This window comes from Synechococcus elongatus PCC 6301 (assembly GCF_000010065.1).
GTDB classification, from domain to species: domain Bacteria; phylum Cyanobacteriota; class Cyanobacteriia; order Synechococcales; family Synechococcaceae; genus Synechococcus; species Synechococcus elongatus.
Genome location: NC_006576.1, coordinates 2,193,292 through 2,209,688, shown reverse-complemented (window position 1 = coordinate 2,209,688; position 16,397 = coordinate 2,193,292). Strand labels below are relative to the sequence as shown.

Below are 16,397 nucleotides of genomic sequence, written 5' to 3'. Positions count from 1 at the left end.
ACCATACTTCAGGATGGGCAACTCTCTTATTCCACATCTTCTGAGCTTTCCACTTCACTAATCTCAACGGAAGGTGAAGCAATGAAGTCAGGAATCGGCCCTTTCGAATTAAAAACTGTTGCCAAAAACCGAATCGGCAGATCAATCAGCAGCTCAGGGCCATGAGGAATATCACTTTGGAAAGTCAGAGCATCACCCGCTTTTAACAAGTAAGACTGGCTGCCATGGCGATACTGCATTTTCCCTTCTAGAACATAGATCGACTCAAATCCCGGGTGTTCAAAAGCAGCAAACGGCTCTGATCGTTCATGAAGTGTAATCAAAAACGATTCAAAGCAAAACTGAGCAGTTGGATCACTCGCTAAAAGCTGATAAGTATGGCCGTTGCGGGTGCCACGTCGAACAACTTCTTTGGCAGTGCCCTCTGGAACCAAAAAAACCTGTTCAGAAGAGGCTTCATAGCCCTTAAAAAGAGCACTCAGAGAGACTCCCAAGACTGAGACAAGCCTCTCTAAAGTTTCTAAGCTTGCTGACGTTTGAGCATTCTCAATTTTTGACAGCATTCCACGCGAAATTCCAGCCTTCTGAGAGACCTCTGCAATCGTCAAATCGTGGCGCTGCCGCAATTCACGAATGGTATTGCCAAGATACCGGCAAAGAGCATTACTTGCCTCTGCAGAAGCGCTTGAATTCTGAAACTCAGCGTCCGCCGACTCCATCCTAAACCCCAGGTAAGAAAGAGATTCTTATAACTGTAAACCGGAATATGTAACTGCTGAGCATATTTTAGAAGAGATGATCTCGATTTTGGAGAGTGAATGGCCGCAATTCCACCGACAAGAAACTTTGTTTCTTGAGGCTAATTTATGACAAGATGACCAGTTCTCAACAGACCGTACCCATAATTCAATCTCAATATCAGTGATTGGTTTTATTGCGCTTAAAGCTGTCGCAGGGAGGTTGACAATCAAGAACCGAGACCTGAGTCAGTGGCCGAAGCAGAAAGCCTGACTCAGCAGCGATCGTGATTCAGCGTCTGGCTGGGTTAGCAAACGCTTTTCCACTCTGAGGAAACTGATTTTCCTGCATAAATCTCACATCAGAGCTGAAGGTTCGAGAGCAGAAGGGTCTACTGGCGGATAGATCCAAGCCGATCAGCAACTTCAGCGACTCCTAACGCATCGCAGCAGAACTAAGACCCTAACCAGCGGCGAATAGTTGCCGGCCGAACGCCCGATTGTTGGTTTAAACGCTGACGAATCAGAATTTGCAGCTGTTCACGCACTTGAATCAGTTGCGTTTCTTGTTCAGCTCTACGGAGTTGTTCCTCCTGCAGCAACGCTTCCAAGGCAGTCAAATTTTCTTGTAGTTCCAGAATTGTCTGCTCGCGGGTTTGGATGTTTCCGACCAAATCACGATTCTGCTCTTCAAGGCTATGGGCGCGGCTGGCCATGCCCCCTTGCTGTGCCTGCAGCTGCTGGTAATTCTGAGCGATTTGTTCCCGCTCAGTTTGGGCAAGCTCCATTGCCTCAAGAATTTGTTCCCGCTCTTCTAACAGTTCTTGGAAATCCTGCGATCGCTGTTGGGCTTGCGCCTCAAGGGTTTGCAAATCAGCAGTTAACTGCACGATTTGGCGATCGCGATCGCCGACTTGGGTCAGCAGTTCTTGTTTCTCCTGAACCAATCCTAGAAGGGTCGATTCTTGATTCTTAACCTGTTGCTGTAACTGACTAACAAGGCGCTCAAGTTGTTGATTATTTTGAGCTAAGAGCGCATTTTCAGCCCGAAGACGACCGATTTGCCGTAGGTCTTCGGGAGCTTCCTCTAACTTGCGCTCTAGATCTTGGAGCTGCTGGCGCAGCTGAATGAGCGTGCGATCGGGATTTAAAACATCCTTGATCCAACTGCGGACAGCCGCCACACCAAGAATGGTAGCCCCCCCAAAGGTAATCACCTCAAGGGTGCCAGTCAGGACAGCTTGGGTAAGAGCGTAGTTCATAGCAAAGCAAAAGAAGCGATCGCAGCCTAGCGCAGGTTTCTAGGGAAACCCAAGTGCATTTTGAACAACTGCACGGCAGTTATTTAGAGTTGCAAAGGGGCAACGCCTAAAAAATCAATGCCTTCAGGACTGATCTGAAATTGGCAGGGATAGACTTCAAGACCGGCAGCAATGCCAGTCCGCAACAGCTGCCCATAGGTTGGGTCGGCGCTATCTCCCGGCGCGAAAGCAGTGCAATCGCCCCGATTGATGAAGTAGAGCATGACCGCTCGCGCTTCCAGCAAAATCGCTGTCAGCTCCCGCAAGTGCTTCTGGCCGCGAGTCGTGACGGTATCTGGGAAAAGCGCGAGGCGACCAGCCGTCCAAGTCGTATTTTTCACCTCGACATAGATGGGGCGATCGCCCGTTAATCGGAAATCAATCCGACTGTTCTCGCCATACGGGACCTCGCGCTGCACCTCGCCATAGTCGCCCAACACCGGCAAGCAACGCTGCTCGAGCAGGGCTTGAACCACCCGATTCGGTAGCCCCGTATTGACACCCACCCAAGTCGGTTCGTTATCCGTGACCTCAATCAGTTCCCAGGTGTAGGCCAACTTCCGTTTGGGATTGTCTGATTTAGAGACATAAACCAGATTGCCCATCTGACAAACGCCCGTCATTGGCCCCGTGTTCGGGCAGTGAGCCGTGATCGTCTCGCCACTGTCGAGTTCAATATCAGCAAAAAAGCGTTTGTAGCGCTGGAGCAAGCGCCCCCGCAACAGAGGGGGATAGGTATAGAGCCGCTGAGGCATGGGGGCATCGTAGACTGTTCAGGCCGCCATCCATTCTTTCGCATCCTGTGCCCGACGCTTCTAAACCGGCCCGATCGCTTGCTGGCATTGCTGGCATCGTTGCGGTGGCTACCCTACTCAGTAAAGTCTTTGGATTGGTCCGGCAACAGGCGATCGCCGCGGCCTTCGGCGTCGGGCCTGCCTTTGATGCCTACAACTACGCTTACGTTATTCCAGGCTTTCTGCTAATTCTGCTCGGTGGCATCAATGGCCCCTTCCACAGCGCCATGGTCAGCGTCCTTGCCAAGCGCGATCGCCAAGACAGTGGCCCCTTGGTGGAAACGATCACAACGCTCGTCGGCATCAGCTTATTGATCGTCACCGTCGTAATCGTAGTCTTTGCCGATCCACTGATTGGACTGGTCGCACCCGGTTTAGAGTTGACGCCCACCGGTCAAGAAACGCGAGCGATCGCAGTTTTGCAGCTGCGGATTATGGCGCCGATGGCGCTACTCGCCGGTCTGATCGGGATTGGCTTTGGCGTCCTCAACGCTGCCGATACCTACTGGCTGCCTTCCATCAGCCCGCTTTTTTCCAGCGTGACCGTGATTGCTGGTGTGGGGCTACTCTGGTGGCAAGTCGGTAGCCGCATTACCAGCCCCCAACTCGCGATCGTGGGTGGCTTGGTGCTGGCGGGCAGCACTTTACTGGGCGCAATTCTGCAATGGCTAATTCAGTTGCCGTCGCAGTTTCGCCATGGCCTCGCCGGACTGCGGTTGCGGTTCGAATGGCAGCGCCCCGAGGTCAAAGAGGTCCTGCGCATTCTGGGGCCAGCGACGTTTTCCTCTGGGATGTTGCAGATCAATGTCTACACTGATCTGTTCTTCGCTTCCTTTATTCCTCAAGCGGCAGCAGGTCTGGGCTATGCCGGTTTGCTCGTACAAACACCGCTCGGCATTCTCTCGAATGTCATTTTGGTGCCACTGCTGCCGGTGCTTTCGCGTTTAGCGGAGCCGGATCAGTGGCCGGAGCTGAAGCAGCGCATCCGCCAAGGCTTATTCCTGACGGCTTTGCTGATGCTGCCCCTCGGTGCCTTGATGGCGGCCTTGGCCCTGCCGATCGTGCAGCTCGTCTATGAACGGGGGGCGTTCCAGACGGATGCAACCGACTTGGTCGCCGCGCTACTGGTGGCCTACAGCATCGGTATGTTTGTCTATCTGGGCGCGATGTCTTGGTACGCGTCTTCTATGCCCTGGGGGATGGACAGACGCCGTTTCGGATCAGCATGATCAACATCTTTCTCAATGCCCTGTTTGATTGGTTGTTGATCGGGCCGTTTGGCGCAACGGGTCTGGTTTTAGCGACGGTTTCCGTCAACATCATTTCCCTGATCGCCCTGCTCTGGATTTTGCACCGACGCTTGGGCGGGCTGCCCCTTTTGCCCTGGGGGGGCTGGATCACCCTCCTCAGTATTTGGAGCTTTGGCTGTGGCCTGTTGGCCTACTTTACGCAGATCAGCCTCGATCGCCTCTGGCCGGAATCGACGCTCATTCTGCTGATTGTGAAACTGGCGATCGCCAGCGGGGTGGGTCTACTGACCTTTGCTCTGCCGGTCAGTCGCCTGCCCTTACCGGAGGTTCAGCAGCTACGCGATCGCCTGCTGCGTCGCCGCCAGTCAGCAGAGTCCTAGCCAGCCCTACTTTGCTGCACTGGGTCCTGAAGGCTTGCGCTTACGGGGCGATCGCGTGGTTTTCGCTTTCGTTGCGGTGCTAGCCGGTTTGCGCTGCCGTGGCGTCGCAGGCTTGGAAACCGTGACCGGCTCTTCCACAAACGGCCCTGCTGCATCGAGCGCCGCCTGATTTTGCGCGACATACTCTTCCAGAATTGCTAGCACCAAGCCACTTAGATCGGGCTTACCCTTGTGCTGACCGCTGTTGTGATAGAAGCCCTTAATCAACGCCAACTGCTTGAGTTGCTGGCGTAAATCTTCCTCAACGCGGACACCAAAAATTTTTTTTGCCATGGTTCGTTCATCAGCTGTGCAACGCAACAAGGAAAGACAACGGAAAAGAGTAGGCGGCCCCCAGATATCGGTTCAAGGAGCCGCCCACCACTAATCACTAGATTGAATCGTTGGCGCTAGGCCGGAACGCGCTCGTGTTCGCGAATCGCAGCGGGAGGCCGTCTGACAATGCTGTGCAGACTATGATGTTCAGCTTTAAAAGCTTGAATGAGATGGTGGCAAGCGACTTCAGGTTGAGTATGGTCGCCGCAGGTAAAGACATCCACTGCCGCATAGCCATTTTCAGGCCAGGTGTGGATGGAAATATGGGATTCAGCCAGCAACGCTAGAGCCGTCACGCCCTGAGGTTCAAACTCATGGCAGACCTGATTGAGGAGAGTTGCTCCAGCAGCGATCGCGGCTTCCCGAATCGAACGATCGACGTAGGCAGCATCGTTGAGCAGTTCACCGGCACAGCCGTAAATCTCAAGAATGCAGTGCCGTCCAACACCGAGTGCAGGGGGATCAGCCAAGAGGGGATTGAGGGAAACGGTCATGGTTCTCCGTTGAACTAAGACAACCTGTTAAACAGGTATAACTTGTGTGCTGTGTTTTTAGCAAGCGATTGCGAGAAATTTCTGGCTCACCCTTGTCTAGGCCTTGATTTGAAGCACGGGAATCGGAAGGCCGCGATCGCTATTTCGGGGTGCAACTGCAGGGTGAGACGGAGGAGTCAACGACATCACCAAACGGGCAACAGTCGACAGCGCTTGAGTTGTACGCGTTTTACACGATACCAGTCAACGAGTCACTGCAGACAACGACGTCCAACAGTGGCCGAATTGGATGGCTCAGAGTCGCCTAGCCTTCTTCGTATTCCGGCTGACGTTGTCGTTGCGGTAGTTGCAGCTCTGGACTGTCATCAGGCTCACCCCAAGCATCGCCAAACGGATCGTCATCTTGGGGGAGTGGCTGGGGAGCACTAGGGCGAGCGGCGGGTGAGCGAGGCGCAGGTTCCGGCCGACGTTGAACGCGGGGTGCGGGCAGCTCTTCGTAGTCGCCCTCTTCGTAGCGATCGCGACTGGGCTGCTGCGATCGTGATCGCGGCGCGGGATTGCTCTCTTCCTCATCGAGGTACATGCGGCGGGCAGCCGGACGGCTTTGGCGCAGCGGCTCAACCAATTCCTCTTGGCGGCGATCCTCGCGACGGGCCCGGAACGGCTGCTGGTTATAGTCCCGTTGGGGCGGTAGTGGGTCACCGGCACCGAGCTGATTTTCGACTGGCGTAATCGGCAGGGAGTAGCGATCGTATTCGTCGTCGTCCCAACCACCGAGCCCCAGTTTCTCCAGTAGGCCAGCGGTTAGCTGCACCATCCGATCTTCGGCACCTTCAAAGACAATGACGCGATCGGGGCCGCCACTGACGATTTCTTGGACACCGAGTTCAAAAGTGCTGAGGACGCTTTCCGGCACAAAGGCTAAGCCCAAAGAGGCGATCACGAGGGACTCTAGCTTGCCGGTAGCGATGTCGAACTTGAAACCGCGCACGCGACCCAGCGGCTCTCCCGCTTCGGTGATCACTTCGCAATTAATCAGATTGCTGAGGCCAATCGCATCGAAATTATCTTCAATCACATCGTCGTTGTCGACGAGGATGACATCACCGACTTGTCGGATGCTGCTCAGGAACATGTAGCGCGGCACGCCGGGCAAGAAGCGCGTCAGCAAGTTGTCGCGCAAGCCCAGAGCCACCACTTCGCGGCGATCGATATCGACGAGCAACTCGCCAACGACGCCCAATCGTCGCCCGCTGTCACGAGTAATGACTTGGGTTCCCATAATTTCGGAACGCAACCAAACTTGCTCAGCGGTCATTCTTGAGTCCTATCGTGAGGGACCAATGCCTAGGCCCCAGAAGCAGCGACAGCTTGGTCAGAAGCAGTCGCTTCGGATTGCGGCTGATGTCGCGACATCTTTACATTGTCGCCCAGCATAAAGCAATCCTAGCGGCCGGTTGGCTAGGGTTGTGGGATCCCCAGAACTTGGGTGTGAGCGCCACGAGCTTGGGTGACGCCAATTGTGCGCTCCGCCGCTTCAATCATCGGTCGGCGATGGCTGACCACGATGAATTGGGCTGCTTGCGCTTGCTGACGAATCACCCGCGCCAGCCGTTCGACGTTCGCCCCATCCAAAAAGCTGTCTACCTCATCCAGTGCATAAAAGGGGGAGGGCCGGTAGCGCTGCAGGGCAAAGATGAAACTGAGGGCAGTCAGCGACTTTTCACCACCCGACATCGAGGCTAGACGACGCACCGGCTTGCCCTTGGGATGGGCAATCAGGTTGAGGCCGCTGCTAAAGGGATCTTCAGGATTGTCGAGTTGGAGCGAGCCATCCCCGTCCGACAGGTGCGCAAAGATCTCTTGGAAGTTGCGATCGATCGCCTCAAACGACTCCATGAAGGCTCGGCGGCGCAGAGTCGTGAAATTTTCGATGCGCAGCAGTAATTCCGTTCGCTCCGCTTCAATTGTCGTTAGCTTCTCTGACAGCTCCTCCAGTCGCGCTTGGGTGCGCTCGTATTCCTCCAGCGCCAGCATGTTGACCGGCTCCATCGCCTGAATCCGCTTCGCCAGCGATCGCAATTCATGCTGCAGTGCTTCGATGCCCTGTTGCTGCACCATTTCGGGAATATCGGGCAGGGGTTGCGGCAATTCCTGCTGCTCCGCCTGAAGTTGGACTTCGAGATCGGTCAGCTGCTGTTGGAGTTCCTGTTGTTGTTGCTGGCGTTTTTCTTGCTGCCAGACGAGGTTTTGTCGCTGCGATCGCTGTTCTTGCAGTTGGCGTTCAGTGCGATCGCGATCGACTTTCTCTTGCCCGAGTTGGGCTTCTAGTTGGGCTTGGCGTTGCTGCAGTTGGGCGATCGCCGTCGCCTGTTGGCGTTGCTGTTCATCGAGCTGAGCCAGACGATTGAGCTGTTCCCCCTGCTGTTGCCGGAGCTGGCTGACTTGGGTTCGAGCTGCGATCGCGCGTTCCTGCAGGCGTTTTTGATCAGTCTGCAATTGCTGCAGCTGTTGCTCGGCTTGCCGCAGGGCAGTTTCCTGTTGCTGGAGCAGGGCTTCTTGCTGTTGTAGAAGCGTTTGCCGCTGCTGCCACTCACCATGAATCGGAGAATCTTCTAGTTCCGCAAGGGCTTGGCGGAGTGTTTTCAGCTGTTTCAGTGCGGCGGGCAATTCCAAAGCCAAGGCTGCCAGCCGTGCTTGCGCTTGACTGGCTTGCTGTTGGCGTTGCTGCAGTTCAGCGTTGAGCTGTTGCTGTTGTTGCTGCAGGCGCTGCAGGGTTTGCTGACGTTGTTGAACCGTCAGTTGCTGCTCGCGCTGTTGTTGGCGGCGATCGCTGAGCGTACTGGCTGCATCTTTAATCGCCGCTTGCAGATTGAGGATTTGCAACTCACTGCGATCGAGGATGACTTCGAGTTGTTCGAGGCGATCGCGAATTGCTCGCACTTCCGCCGATTCGCCACTGTCGGGACTACCGAAGCTGAGGCCGCCTGATCGCCGAGCGATGCTACCGCCGGTCATCGCCCCACTGGTTTCCAGCAGCTCACCATCGAGGGTAACGATGCGGTACTGCCCCATGTAGCGACGGGCTTGATCAAGCCGTTCAAAGACGACAGTGCCGCCAAGGACAAATTTGAAGACTTCGCGGTAGCGATCGTCGCAGTCGACTAGGGCGATCGCAAGATCGACCAACCCTTCCGGCTGCTGCCAACGCGGAATTTCTGGCTGTTTGCCCGCACGAATCCGGTTGAGGGGTAGGAACGTGATTCGCCCCGCTTTCTTCTGTTTGAGCAGCTCAATTCCCGCCGAGGCGACGCCATCATCATCGACAACCAGATAGCCCAGCCGTCCACCGGCGGCCACTTCTAGCGCCAGTTGATAGCGGGGTTCCACCCGTCCCAGTTGCGCCACTAGACCATGCACTCCGGGCAGGCCAGTATCGAGAATCAGCCGCGCCGCCGCTGTCCCCTGGGTTTCCTGCATCGCTTGACGCAAACTCTCTTGGCGATCGAGCTGGCGCTGCTTGTCTCGTTGTTCTTTGAGCAGGCGATCGCGGGTTTCCTGCTGGATCTGCAGTTCTTCTTCCAGCCGCACAAGCTGATCTGCTGCCGTGACCACCGCCGCTTCCGCTTGGCTGAGAGCGGCGCGATCGCCTTCCGCCTGTTCTGTCTCCGTCTCCAGCTCGGCTGTCACCGTTACTAAGGCCGATTGGGTTGCCTCCAATTGCTGCTGGAGCTGCGTTTGGCGCTCTTGTAGTTGGGCTTGTTCTGCTCGCTGCGGTTCCACTTGAGCCGCGATCGCATCAGCCTGTTGTCGCAGACTCGTTTGGCGCGTCACCCAATCTTGGGATTGGGCGGCGAGGGCATGGGCCGACTGCCGGGCCGCTTCGACTTGTTCTAGTGCTTGCTGATATTGCGGCTGTAAAGTCTGGGCGATCGTTGTCTGTAAGGTTCGGGCCTGCTCCGCCTGCTGTTGCCCTTCCGTCTGCAACTGAGCTTGAGTTTGCAGCAACGCCTGAATCTGCTGCTGCGTCTGGGTTTGTGACTCGACTAGTTCCTGTTGCTGCCGCTGACTCTGCCGCTGTTCAGCCTCTTGCTGAGCCAGCGCCGCTTGCAGTTTCAGCAGTTCTTCCTCTCCCAGCGCCTTGACCCGCTGATTGAGGCGGTCGAGGGTGGCCTCAGTTTGCTGAATTTGTTGCTCGAGCGTCTGCTGCGTCTGTTGATCGGTCGCCGCATCCGTCGCCAGTTGGGCCAGCGATCGCTGCAGCGCTTGAACTTGCCGCTGCCCAGCCCGCCAGCGCAAGACCGCCTCCCAACTTTGCTTGGTCGCCTGCTCTTGACGCAGCGCTTGATATTTCTGGGCTTTTTCTCGATCCTTAGCCAAGCGATCGCGCTGTTCGATCAACTCCTGTTCGACAATGCGGCAGCGATCTTCCCGCTCCTTGACCGCCTCTAGCTTGCCCTTAGCTTGCTCAATCTTGCGATCGAATTGGGCGACCCCCGCCAGCTCATCAATAATTTGGCGGCGATCGCGGGGACTCATCGAAATGATGTTGGTCACATCCCCCTGCAGGACCACGTTGTAGCCCTCGGGATAAATCCGCAGCCGACTTAGTTGCTCATGCAGTTGCTGCAGCGTGCAGGCCTCGCCATTCATGGCATAGGTGCTGGTGTAGGTGCCAGAAGGCGTCACTCGCAGCTTGCGGCTGACCGTCCACTCCGCCATCCCCGGTTGTAGGCCGGTGCCCTCGCCCTCCTCTGTCTCTTCGGCTTCGGGCTGCCAGTCATCGAGGGCAAAGGTGACCGTGACCAGCGTTTCGACCGTGCTGCGGCTGCGACTGGCGTAGGTGGAATTGACCAAATCCGGCAGGCGATCGGCCCGCATTCCCTTGGAACTCGAGAGTCCTAGGGCAAACAGCAGCGCATCAAGGATGTTGGATTTCCCAGAACCATTTGGCCCCGTCACCACCGTAAATTCCGGCAGCAGCGGCAGCGAGGTAGTGCCCCCGAAGGACTTGAAATGGCTCAGCTCGATCTGTTTGATGTAGACCAAAACGGCTGCTCTGCCACGAGGTCAGAGGTTAGTGTACCGGTTTCAATTCTCGGGATGGCAGAAACCAAGATTGCAGACTCCACAGCCCAGGGGGGCTGGACTGGATTGCAGCGGTTGTGCCGATCGCGACCGCACCATAATCACTGAGCTGTCAAGGCAACCAAAAGCCGCGATCGCACCAGCTGACAGTCGGTTGAAGGGCGCTGATCTCGAAACAACCATTGCGAGAACTCCATTGCCTCACCGCTGCTGCAACGGGGATTACAGATTCTCGGCTGGCCCCCCTGTTGTTCCGGACGGGCAGCGGGCAAACTGAAAGCGTCCTCTCTACTTTGTTGCGATGGCGCTGATCTACCCTGACAACCTTCGCTACTTCGACAGTCACGAGTACGTCCGCCTTGATGGTGATATTGCCGTCATTGGCATCAGCGCCTACGCCATCGACCAGTTGGGCGACATCGTTTTTCTCGAGCTTCCTGAGGTTGGCAGCACGATCGCGATCGGAGCCAGTTTTGGCACCGTCGAGTCGGTCAAAGCAGTAGAGGAAGTCTACGCGCCGGTGACCGGCGAGATCATCGAGCGCAACGAAGCCGCACTAGAAGCCCCAGAAATTCTCAACAGCGATCCCTACGAACAGGGGTGGTTGCTCAAGGTGCAGTTGACGGGCAAGCCGGATTTGTCAGACTCCTACGATGCAGCCCAGTATCAAGCTCTGGTTGAGGGTCAGTAGGCCCTGCCGATCGCCGCGCAATCTTGCACAATAAGCCCAACACTGCGGGGACTTGCCCATGTCTGCTTCGCCCCACAACTTTGCTCAGCGGCATCTCGGGCCACGGCCGGCCGATGTCGAGCAGATGTTGCAGAAGTTAGGTTGCGAGAGCCTAGAAGACTTGCTGGCGGCGGTAGTCCCTGCAGATATTCGTTTGCCACGATCGCTGAATTTGCCTGAGCCCTGCAGTGAGGCCGAAGCGCTGGCGGAATTGCGAGCGATCGCCCATCAAAATCAGATCCTGCGCTCCTATCTTGGCCAAGGCTATGCCAACTGCCTGACGCCGCCTGTAATTCAGCGTAATATTCTCGAAAATCCGGGCTGGTACACCGCCTACACGCCCTACCAAGCCGAGATTGCCCAAGGACGCTTGGAAGCACTGCTCAACTTCCAGACCATGGTCAGCGATCTGACGGGGCTGGAGATCGCCAACGCCTCCCTGTTGGATGAGGCAACAGCGGCAGCCGAAGCGATGACCCTCAGTTTGGCAGTCGCGAAGTCAAAGTCTCAGACCTACTTCGTTGCCCACAACTGCCATCCGCAAACGATCGCGGTGGTACAGACTCGGGCTGCTGCACTGGGGATTGAAGTGCTCGTCGCAGATCTGCTGCAGTTTGACTTCCAGACGCCGATTTTTGGACTGCTGCTGCAATATCCCGCCACCGACGGCACGATCGCAGATTACCGCTCGGTGATTGAGCAAGCCCATGCTCAGGGCGCGATCGCAACCGTTGCCTGCGACTTGCTAGCACTAACCCTGCTGACCCCTCCAGGGGAATTTGGCGCGGATATCGCGGTTGGGAATAGTCAGCGGTTCGGCGTGCCCCTCGGTTACGGCGGTCCTCATGCGGCATTCTTTGCCACCAAGGAAGCCTACAAACGGCAGATTCCGGGGCGGATTGTCGGTGTCTCTAAGGATGCCCAAGGTCAACCAGCACTGCGCTTGGCGTTGCAGACGCGGGAGCAACATATTCGTCGCGACAAGGCCACGAGCAATATCTGCACGGCGCAGGTCTTGCTGGCTGTGGTGGCTGGCTTCTACGCGGTCTACCACGGGGCAGAAGGACTGACCGCGATCGCGAGGCAAGTGCGTCGCCAGACTCAGATCTTGGCGGAGGAGTTGCAGTCTCTCGGATTCAAGATTCCTCAGCAGCCGGGCTTTGACACGCTGATCGTTGAGGTCGAAGACCCGAAAGTTTGGCAGTCGCGAACTGAAGCAGCGGGTTTTAATCTGCGTTGTCTGAGCGATCGCCAGCTTGGTATCAGCCTCGATGAAACGACGACTGACAGCGATCTCCTCGACCTGCTCACTGTTTTTGCTCAAGGGCGATCGTTGCCAGCTTGGGAGGATCTACAAGCGGCTGTGACTGACGAAGTGGATCCAGCCTTCGCCCGCCAAACGCCCTTCCTGACCCATCCCGTCTTTCAGCAGTACCACTCGGAAACCGAGTTGCTGCGCTATATCCATCGCCTCCAGAGTCGTGATCTATCGCTGACTACAGCGATGATTCCGCTCGGCTCCTGCACGATGAAGCTCAACGCCACGGCGGAGATGCTACCGATCAGTTGGCCGGAGTTTAATCAGATTCACCCCTTTGCACCGCTGAGTCAAACCCAGGGTTATCAACAGCTGTTCCAGCAGCTTGAGTCTTGGCTAGCCGAAATTACGGGCTTCGCAGCGGTCTCCCTACAACCCAATGCTGGCTCTCAAGGGGAATATGCGGGTCTACTCGTCATCCAGCGCTACCACCAGAGTCGCGGCGAAGATCACCGCCAGATTTGCCTGATTCCGCAGTCGGCTCACGGGACTAATCCCGCCAGCGCGGTGATGGCTGGCATGAAAGTCGTGCCGATCGCCTGTGACGATCGCGGCAACATTGATGTCAGTGACCTGCAGCAAAAAGCTGCCCAGTATGCGGATCAGCTCGCAGCACTGATGGTCACCTATCCCTCTACTCACGGCGTCTTTGAGGAAGCGATCGCGGAGATCTGTGCGATCGTTCATCAGCAGGGCGGCCAAGTTTATTTAGATGGTGCCAATCTCAACGCCCAAGTCGGCCTCTGTCAGCCCGCCCAATTTGGGGCGGATGTCTGTCATCTCAACCTCCACAAGACCTTTTGCATTCCCCACGGCGGTGGTGGCCCCGGCGTTGGCCCGATCGGTGTTGCCGCGCACCTTGCGCCCTTCCTGCCGAGTCATCCGCTCGTCCCAGAAGCGAATGCCGATCCGCAAGCCCTTGGCCCGATCGCAGCCGCCCCTTGGGGGAGTGCCAGCATCCTGCCCATTTCTTGGATGTATATCCGCATGATGGGTGCAGCTGGGTTGACGCAAGCCAGCGCAATCGCAATTCTCAACGCCAACTACATTGCCACACGACTAGCGCCCTACTATCCAATCCTCTATCGGGGCGATCGCGGCTTTGTTGCCCACGAATGTATCCTTGACCTACGACCGCTCAAACGCACAGCCGGGATTGAAGTCGAGGATGTCGCCAAACGGCTGATGGACTACGGCTTTCATGCGCCAACCATGTCTTGGCCCGTGCTCGGCACGTTGATGGTCGAGCCAACCGAGAGTGAATCGCTGGCAGAACTCGATCGCTTCTGTGAAGCGATGATCGGCATTTATCACGAGGTGGACGCGATCGCCAGCGGTGACTTGGATCCCCTCGACAATCCCCTCAAGCATGCGCCCCACCCGGCAGATGTGCTGCTCCAGTCTGACTGGAATCGCGCCTACAGCCGCGAGCAGGCCGCTTATCCTGCCCCTTGGACGCGAGAACACAAATTCTGGCCAGTGGTCAGCCGCATCGATAACGCCTACGGCGATCGCAATCTCGTCTGCTCCTGTCTACCCATGAGCGCCTACAGCGATCGCTGATGAGGTCAGTGAATCAAGCTAAAAATTTCTGAGGGCAAGGGGCTGATGCCCCTTATCTCATGTTGAACATCTGCCTCAACTTCTTTCAACGACAAAGCCCCCAACCGAAGTCAGGGGCTTTGCTTTGTTATTGGCCTAGCTGAGCGCTATCAACCGAACTTGCCGGCTGTGGAAGCAATCAAGAAGGCCGCATAGGTTAGGAAGTAACCCACCGTGAAGTGAGCCAAGCCAACCACACGGGCTTGAACAATCGACAGAGCCACCGGCTTGTCTTTCCAGCCAACGATGTTGGCCAGCGGGGTGCGTTGGTGCGCCCAGACGATGGTTTCGATCAGCTCTTGCCAGTAACCCCGCCAAGAGATCAGGAACATGAAACCAGTTGCCCAGATCAGGTGGCCGAAGAGGAACATCCAAGACCAGACAGACAGGTTGTTCGTGCCGAAGGGGTTGTAGCCGTTGATCAGCTGCGAGCTGTTCAACCAGAGGTAGTCGCGCAACCAGCCCATCAGGTAGGTGCTGGACTCATTGAACTGAGCCACATTGCCCTGCCAAACGGTCAGGTTTTTCCAGTGCCAGTAGAAGGTCACCCAGCCAACGGTGTTCAGCGCCCAGAAGACAGCCAGGTAGAAAGCGTCCCACGCCGAGATGTCGCAGGTGCCGCCACGGCCAGGACCGTCGCAAGGGAAGCTGTAACCGAAGTCTTTCTTGTCCGGCATCAGTTTGGAGCCACGGGCATCCAAAGCACCTTTGACCAGAATCAAGGTGGTGGTGTGCAGGCCGAGAGCGATCGCATGGTGAACCAGGAAATCGCCAGGGCCGATCGGCAGGAAGAGAGCGGTTTTGCCGGAGTTAATAGCATCCAGCCAGTTGGGCAGGTAGGTGCCCAGGCTTGCAGCCGTCGCAGCACTGTCGGCATTCGCCAGCAGCACGTTGAAGCCGTAGAGCGCTTTACCCGAAGCCGCTTGCACAAACTGCGCGAAGACCGGCTCGATCAGGATTTGTTTTTCGGGAGTTCCGAAAGCAACGACCACGTCGTTGTGAACGTAGAGGCCAAGAGTGTGGAAGCCCAGGAAGAGCGAGACCCAGCTCAGGTGGCTGATGATCGCTTCTTTGTGCTCCAGAACGCGAGCCAAGACGTTGTTTTTGTTTGCCTCAGGGTCATAGTCGCGGATCAAGAAGATCGCACCGTGGGCAAACGCACCGCACATGATGAAGGTCGCGATGTACTGGTGGTGGGTGTACAGCGCAGCCATGGTCGTATAGTCCTTCGCGATGAAGGCATACGGGGGCATGGAGTACATGTGTTGAGCCACCAGTGAGGTGACCACACCCAGCGAAGCCAGCGCAAGCGCCAGTTGGAAGTGCAGCGAGTTGTTCAGCGTTTCGTAGAGACCTTTGTGGCCTGCACCCAAACCACCAGCCGGGGGTTTGTGGGCTTCCAAGATCTCTTTGATGCTGTGGCCGATACCAAAGTTAGTCCGGTACATGTGGCCCGCAATGATGAAGATCACTGCGATCGCCAGGTGGTGGTGGGCAATGTCCGTTAGCCAGAGCGCTTCCGTTTGCGGATGGAAGCCACCCAGGAAGGTCAGGATTGCGGTACCCGCACCTTCAGCCGTACCAAAGGCATGGCTAGCGGTGTCCGGATTCTCGGCGTAAACGCTCCAGTTACCGGTGAAGAACGGAGCCAAACCAGCCGGGTGAGGCAGGGTGGACAGGAAGTTATCCCAGCCCACATGTTGGCCACGCGCTTCAGGGATGGCGACGTGCACCAAGTGACCCGTCCAAGCCAGCGAGCTGAAGCCGAACAGACCTGCCAAGTGGTGGTTGAGGCGCGATTCGGCGTTCTTGAACCAGCTGAGGCTGGGGCGGAACTTGGGCTGCAAGTGCAGCCAACCAGCAAACAGGAAGAGCGCAGACAGGATCAAAAGGAAGATTGAGCCTTGGTAGAGGTCACCATTGGTGCGCATGCCAATGGTGTACCACCAGTGGTAGACGCCCGAGTAGGCGACGTTCACCGGAGAAGAAGCACCCGCTTGGGTAAAGGCGTCGATCGCCCCTTGACCAAAGTGGGGATCCCAAATCGCGTGGGCGATTGGGCGAACATGGAGCGGATCTTGGCTCCACTGCTCGAAGTTACCTTGCCAGGCGACGTGGAACAGGTTGCCAGACACCCACAAGAAGATGATTGCGAGGTGTCCAAAGTGCGAGGCGAAAATCTTTTGGTAAAGATTTTCCTCGGTCATGCCGTCATGACTTTCAAAGTCATGGGCGGTAGCAATCCCGTACCAAATCCGACGTGTTGTCGGATCCTGAGCGAGGTCTTGGCTGAATTTAGGAAACTTGGTTGCCATAAGTCCTAGATGC

General features: G+C 56.6%; 11 protein-coding genes and 1 pseudogene. 3 read left to right on the top strand and 9 right to left on the bottom strand.

What is annotated here, in order from left to right:
* Nucleotides 1-26 precede the first annotated feature (26 nt).
* From SYC_RS10920 to sfsA, 3 genes are all read right to left on the bottom strand, one after another.
* Nucleotides 27-719, bottom strand: a complete 693-nt coding sequence (locus SYC_RS10920) for a helix-turn-helix domain-containing protein (protein WP_011244366.1) — start codon at nt 717-719, stop codon at nt 27-29.
* A gap of 473 nt (nt 720-1,192) precedes the next feature.
* The gene (locus SYC_RS10915; protein ID WP_011244365.1) at nt 1,193-1,999 is read right to left on the bottom strand and encodes a hypothetical protein; all 807 of its coding nucleotides are present in this window, start codon (nt 1,997-1,999) and stop codon (nt 1,193-1,195) included.
* Nucleotides 2,000-2,082: 83 nt separating this feature from the next.
* Nucleotides 2,083-2,793 carry a DNA/RNA nuclease SfsA gene (sfsA, locus tag SYC_RS10910; protein ID WP_011244364.1) on the bottom strand — a complete coding sequence of 237 codons (711 nt, stop codon included), beginning with the start codon at nt 2,791-2,793 and terminating at the stop codon, nt 2,083-2,085.
* A 47-nt stretch (nt 2,794-2,840) separates the two neighbouring features.
* Here sfsA and murJ point away from each other — a divergent pair.
* Nucleotides 2,841-4,462: pseudogene (gene murJ / locus SYC_RS10905) on the top strand (murein biosynthesis integral membrane protein MurJ).
* A 6-nt stretch (nt 4,463-4,468) separates the two neighbouring features.
* Here the strand turns inward: murJ and SYC_RS10900 are convergent.
* The 5 genes from SYC_RS10900 to SYC_RS13895 all read right to left on the bottom strand — a co-directional run bounded on the left by SYC_RS10900 (nt 4,469) and on the right by SYC_RS13895 (nt 10,602).
* Complete coding sequence (locus SYC_RS10900) at nt 4,469-4,795, bottom strand: hypothetical protein (RefSeq protein ID WP_011244361.1); 327 nt, start codon at nt 4,793-4,795, stop codon at nt 4,469-4,471.
* Between the two features lie 116 nt (nt 4,796-4,911).
* Nucleotides 4,912-5,331, bottom strand: a complete 420-nt coding sequence (gene speD / locus SYC_RS10895; protein ID WP_011244360.1) for an adenosylmethionine decarboxylase — start codon at nt 5,329-5,331, stop codon at nt 4,912-4,914.
* A gap of 304 nt (nt 5,332-5,635) precedes the next feature.
* Nucleotides 5,636-6,649 (bottom strand): PRC-barrel domain-containing protein, encoded by a 1,014-nt coding sequence (locus SYC_RS10890; protein ID WP_011244359.1) that lies wholly within the window; start codon nt 6,647-6,649, stop codon nt 5,636-5,638.
* Nucleotides 6,650-6,792: 143 nt separating this feature from the next.
* Complete coding sequence (gene smc / locus SYC_RS10885; RefSeq protein ID WP_041677034.1) at nt 6,793-10,380, bottom strand: chromosome segregation protein SMC; 3,588 nt, start codon at nt 10,378-10,380, stop codon at nt 6,793-6,795.
* Between the two features lie 42 nt (nt 10,381-10,422).
* Nucleotides 10,423-10,602 carry a hypothetical protein gene (locus SYC_RS13895; RefSeq protein ID WP_155813925.1) on the bottom strand — a complete coding sequence of 60 codons (180 nt, stop codon included), beginning with the start codon at nt 10,600-10,602 and terminating at the stop codon, nt 10,423-10,425.
* A gap of 118 nt (nt 10,603-10,720) precedes the next feature.
* On the opposite strand from SYC_RS13895, the gene gcvH reads away from it, so the two are divergent.
* Nucleotides 10,721-11,110, top strand: coding sequence for a glycine cleavage system protein GcvH (gcvH, locus tag SYC_RS10880; RefSeq protein WP_011244357.1), 390 nt, complete (start codon nt 10,721-10,723; stop codon nt 11,108-11,110).
* Nucleotides 11,111-11,168: 58 nt separating this feature from the next.
* Nucleotides 11,169-14,030 (top strand): aminomethyl-transferring glycine dehydrogenase, encoded by a 2,862-nt coding sequence (gcvP, locus tag SYC_RS10875; protein WP_011244356.1) that lies wholly within the window; start codon nt 11,169-11,171, stop codon nt 14,028-14,030.
* Between the two features lie 149 nt (nt 14,031-14,179).
* Here the strand turns inward: gcvP and psaB are convergent, their stop codons facing one another.
* The gene (psaB, locus tag SYC_RS10870) at nt 14,180-16,384 is read right to left on the bottom strand and encodes a photosystem I core protein PsaB (protein WP_011244355.1); all 2,205 of its coding nucleotides are present in this window, start codon (nt 16,382-16,384) and stop codon (nt 14,180-14,182) included.
* Between the last annotated feature and the right edge of the window lie 13 nt (nt 16,385-16,397).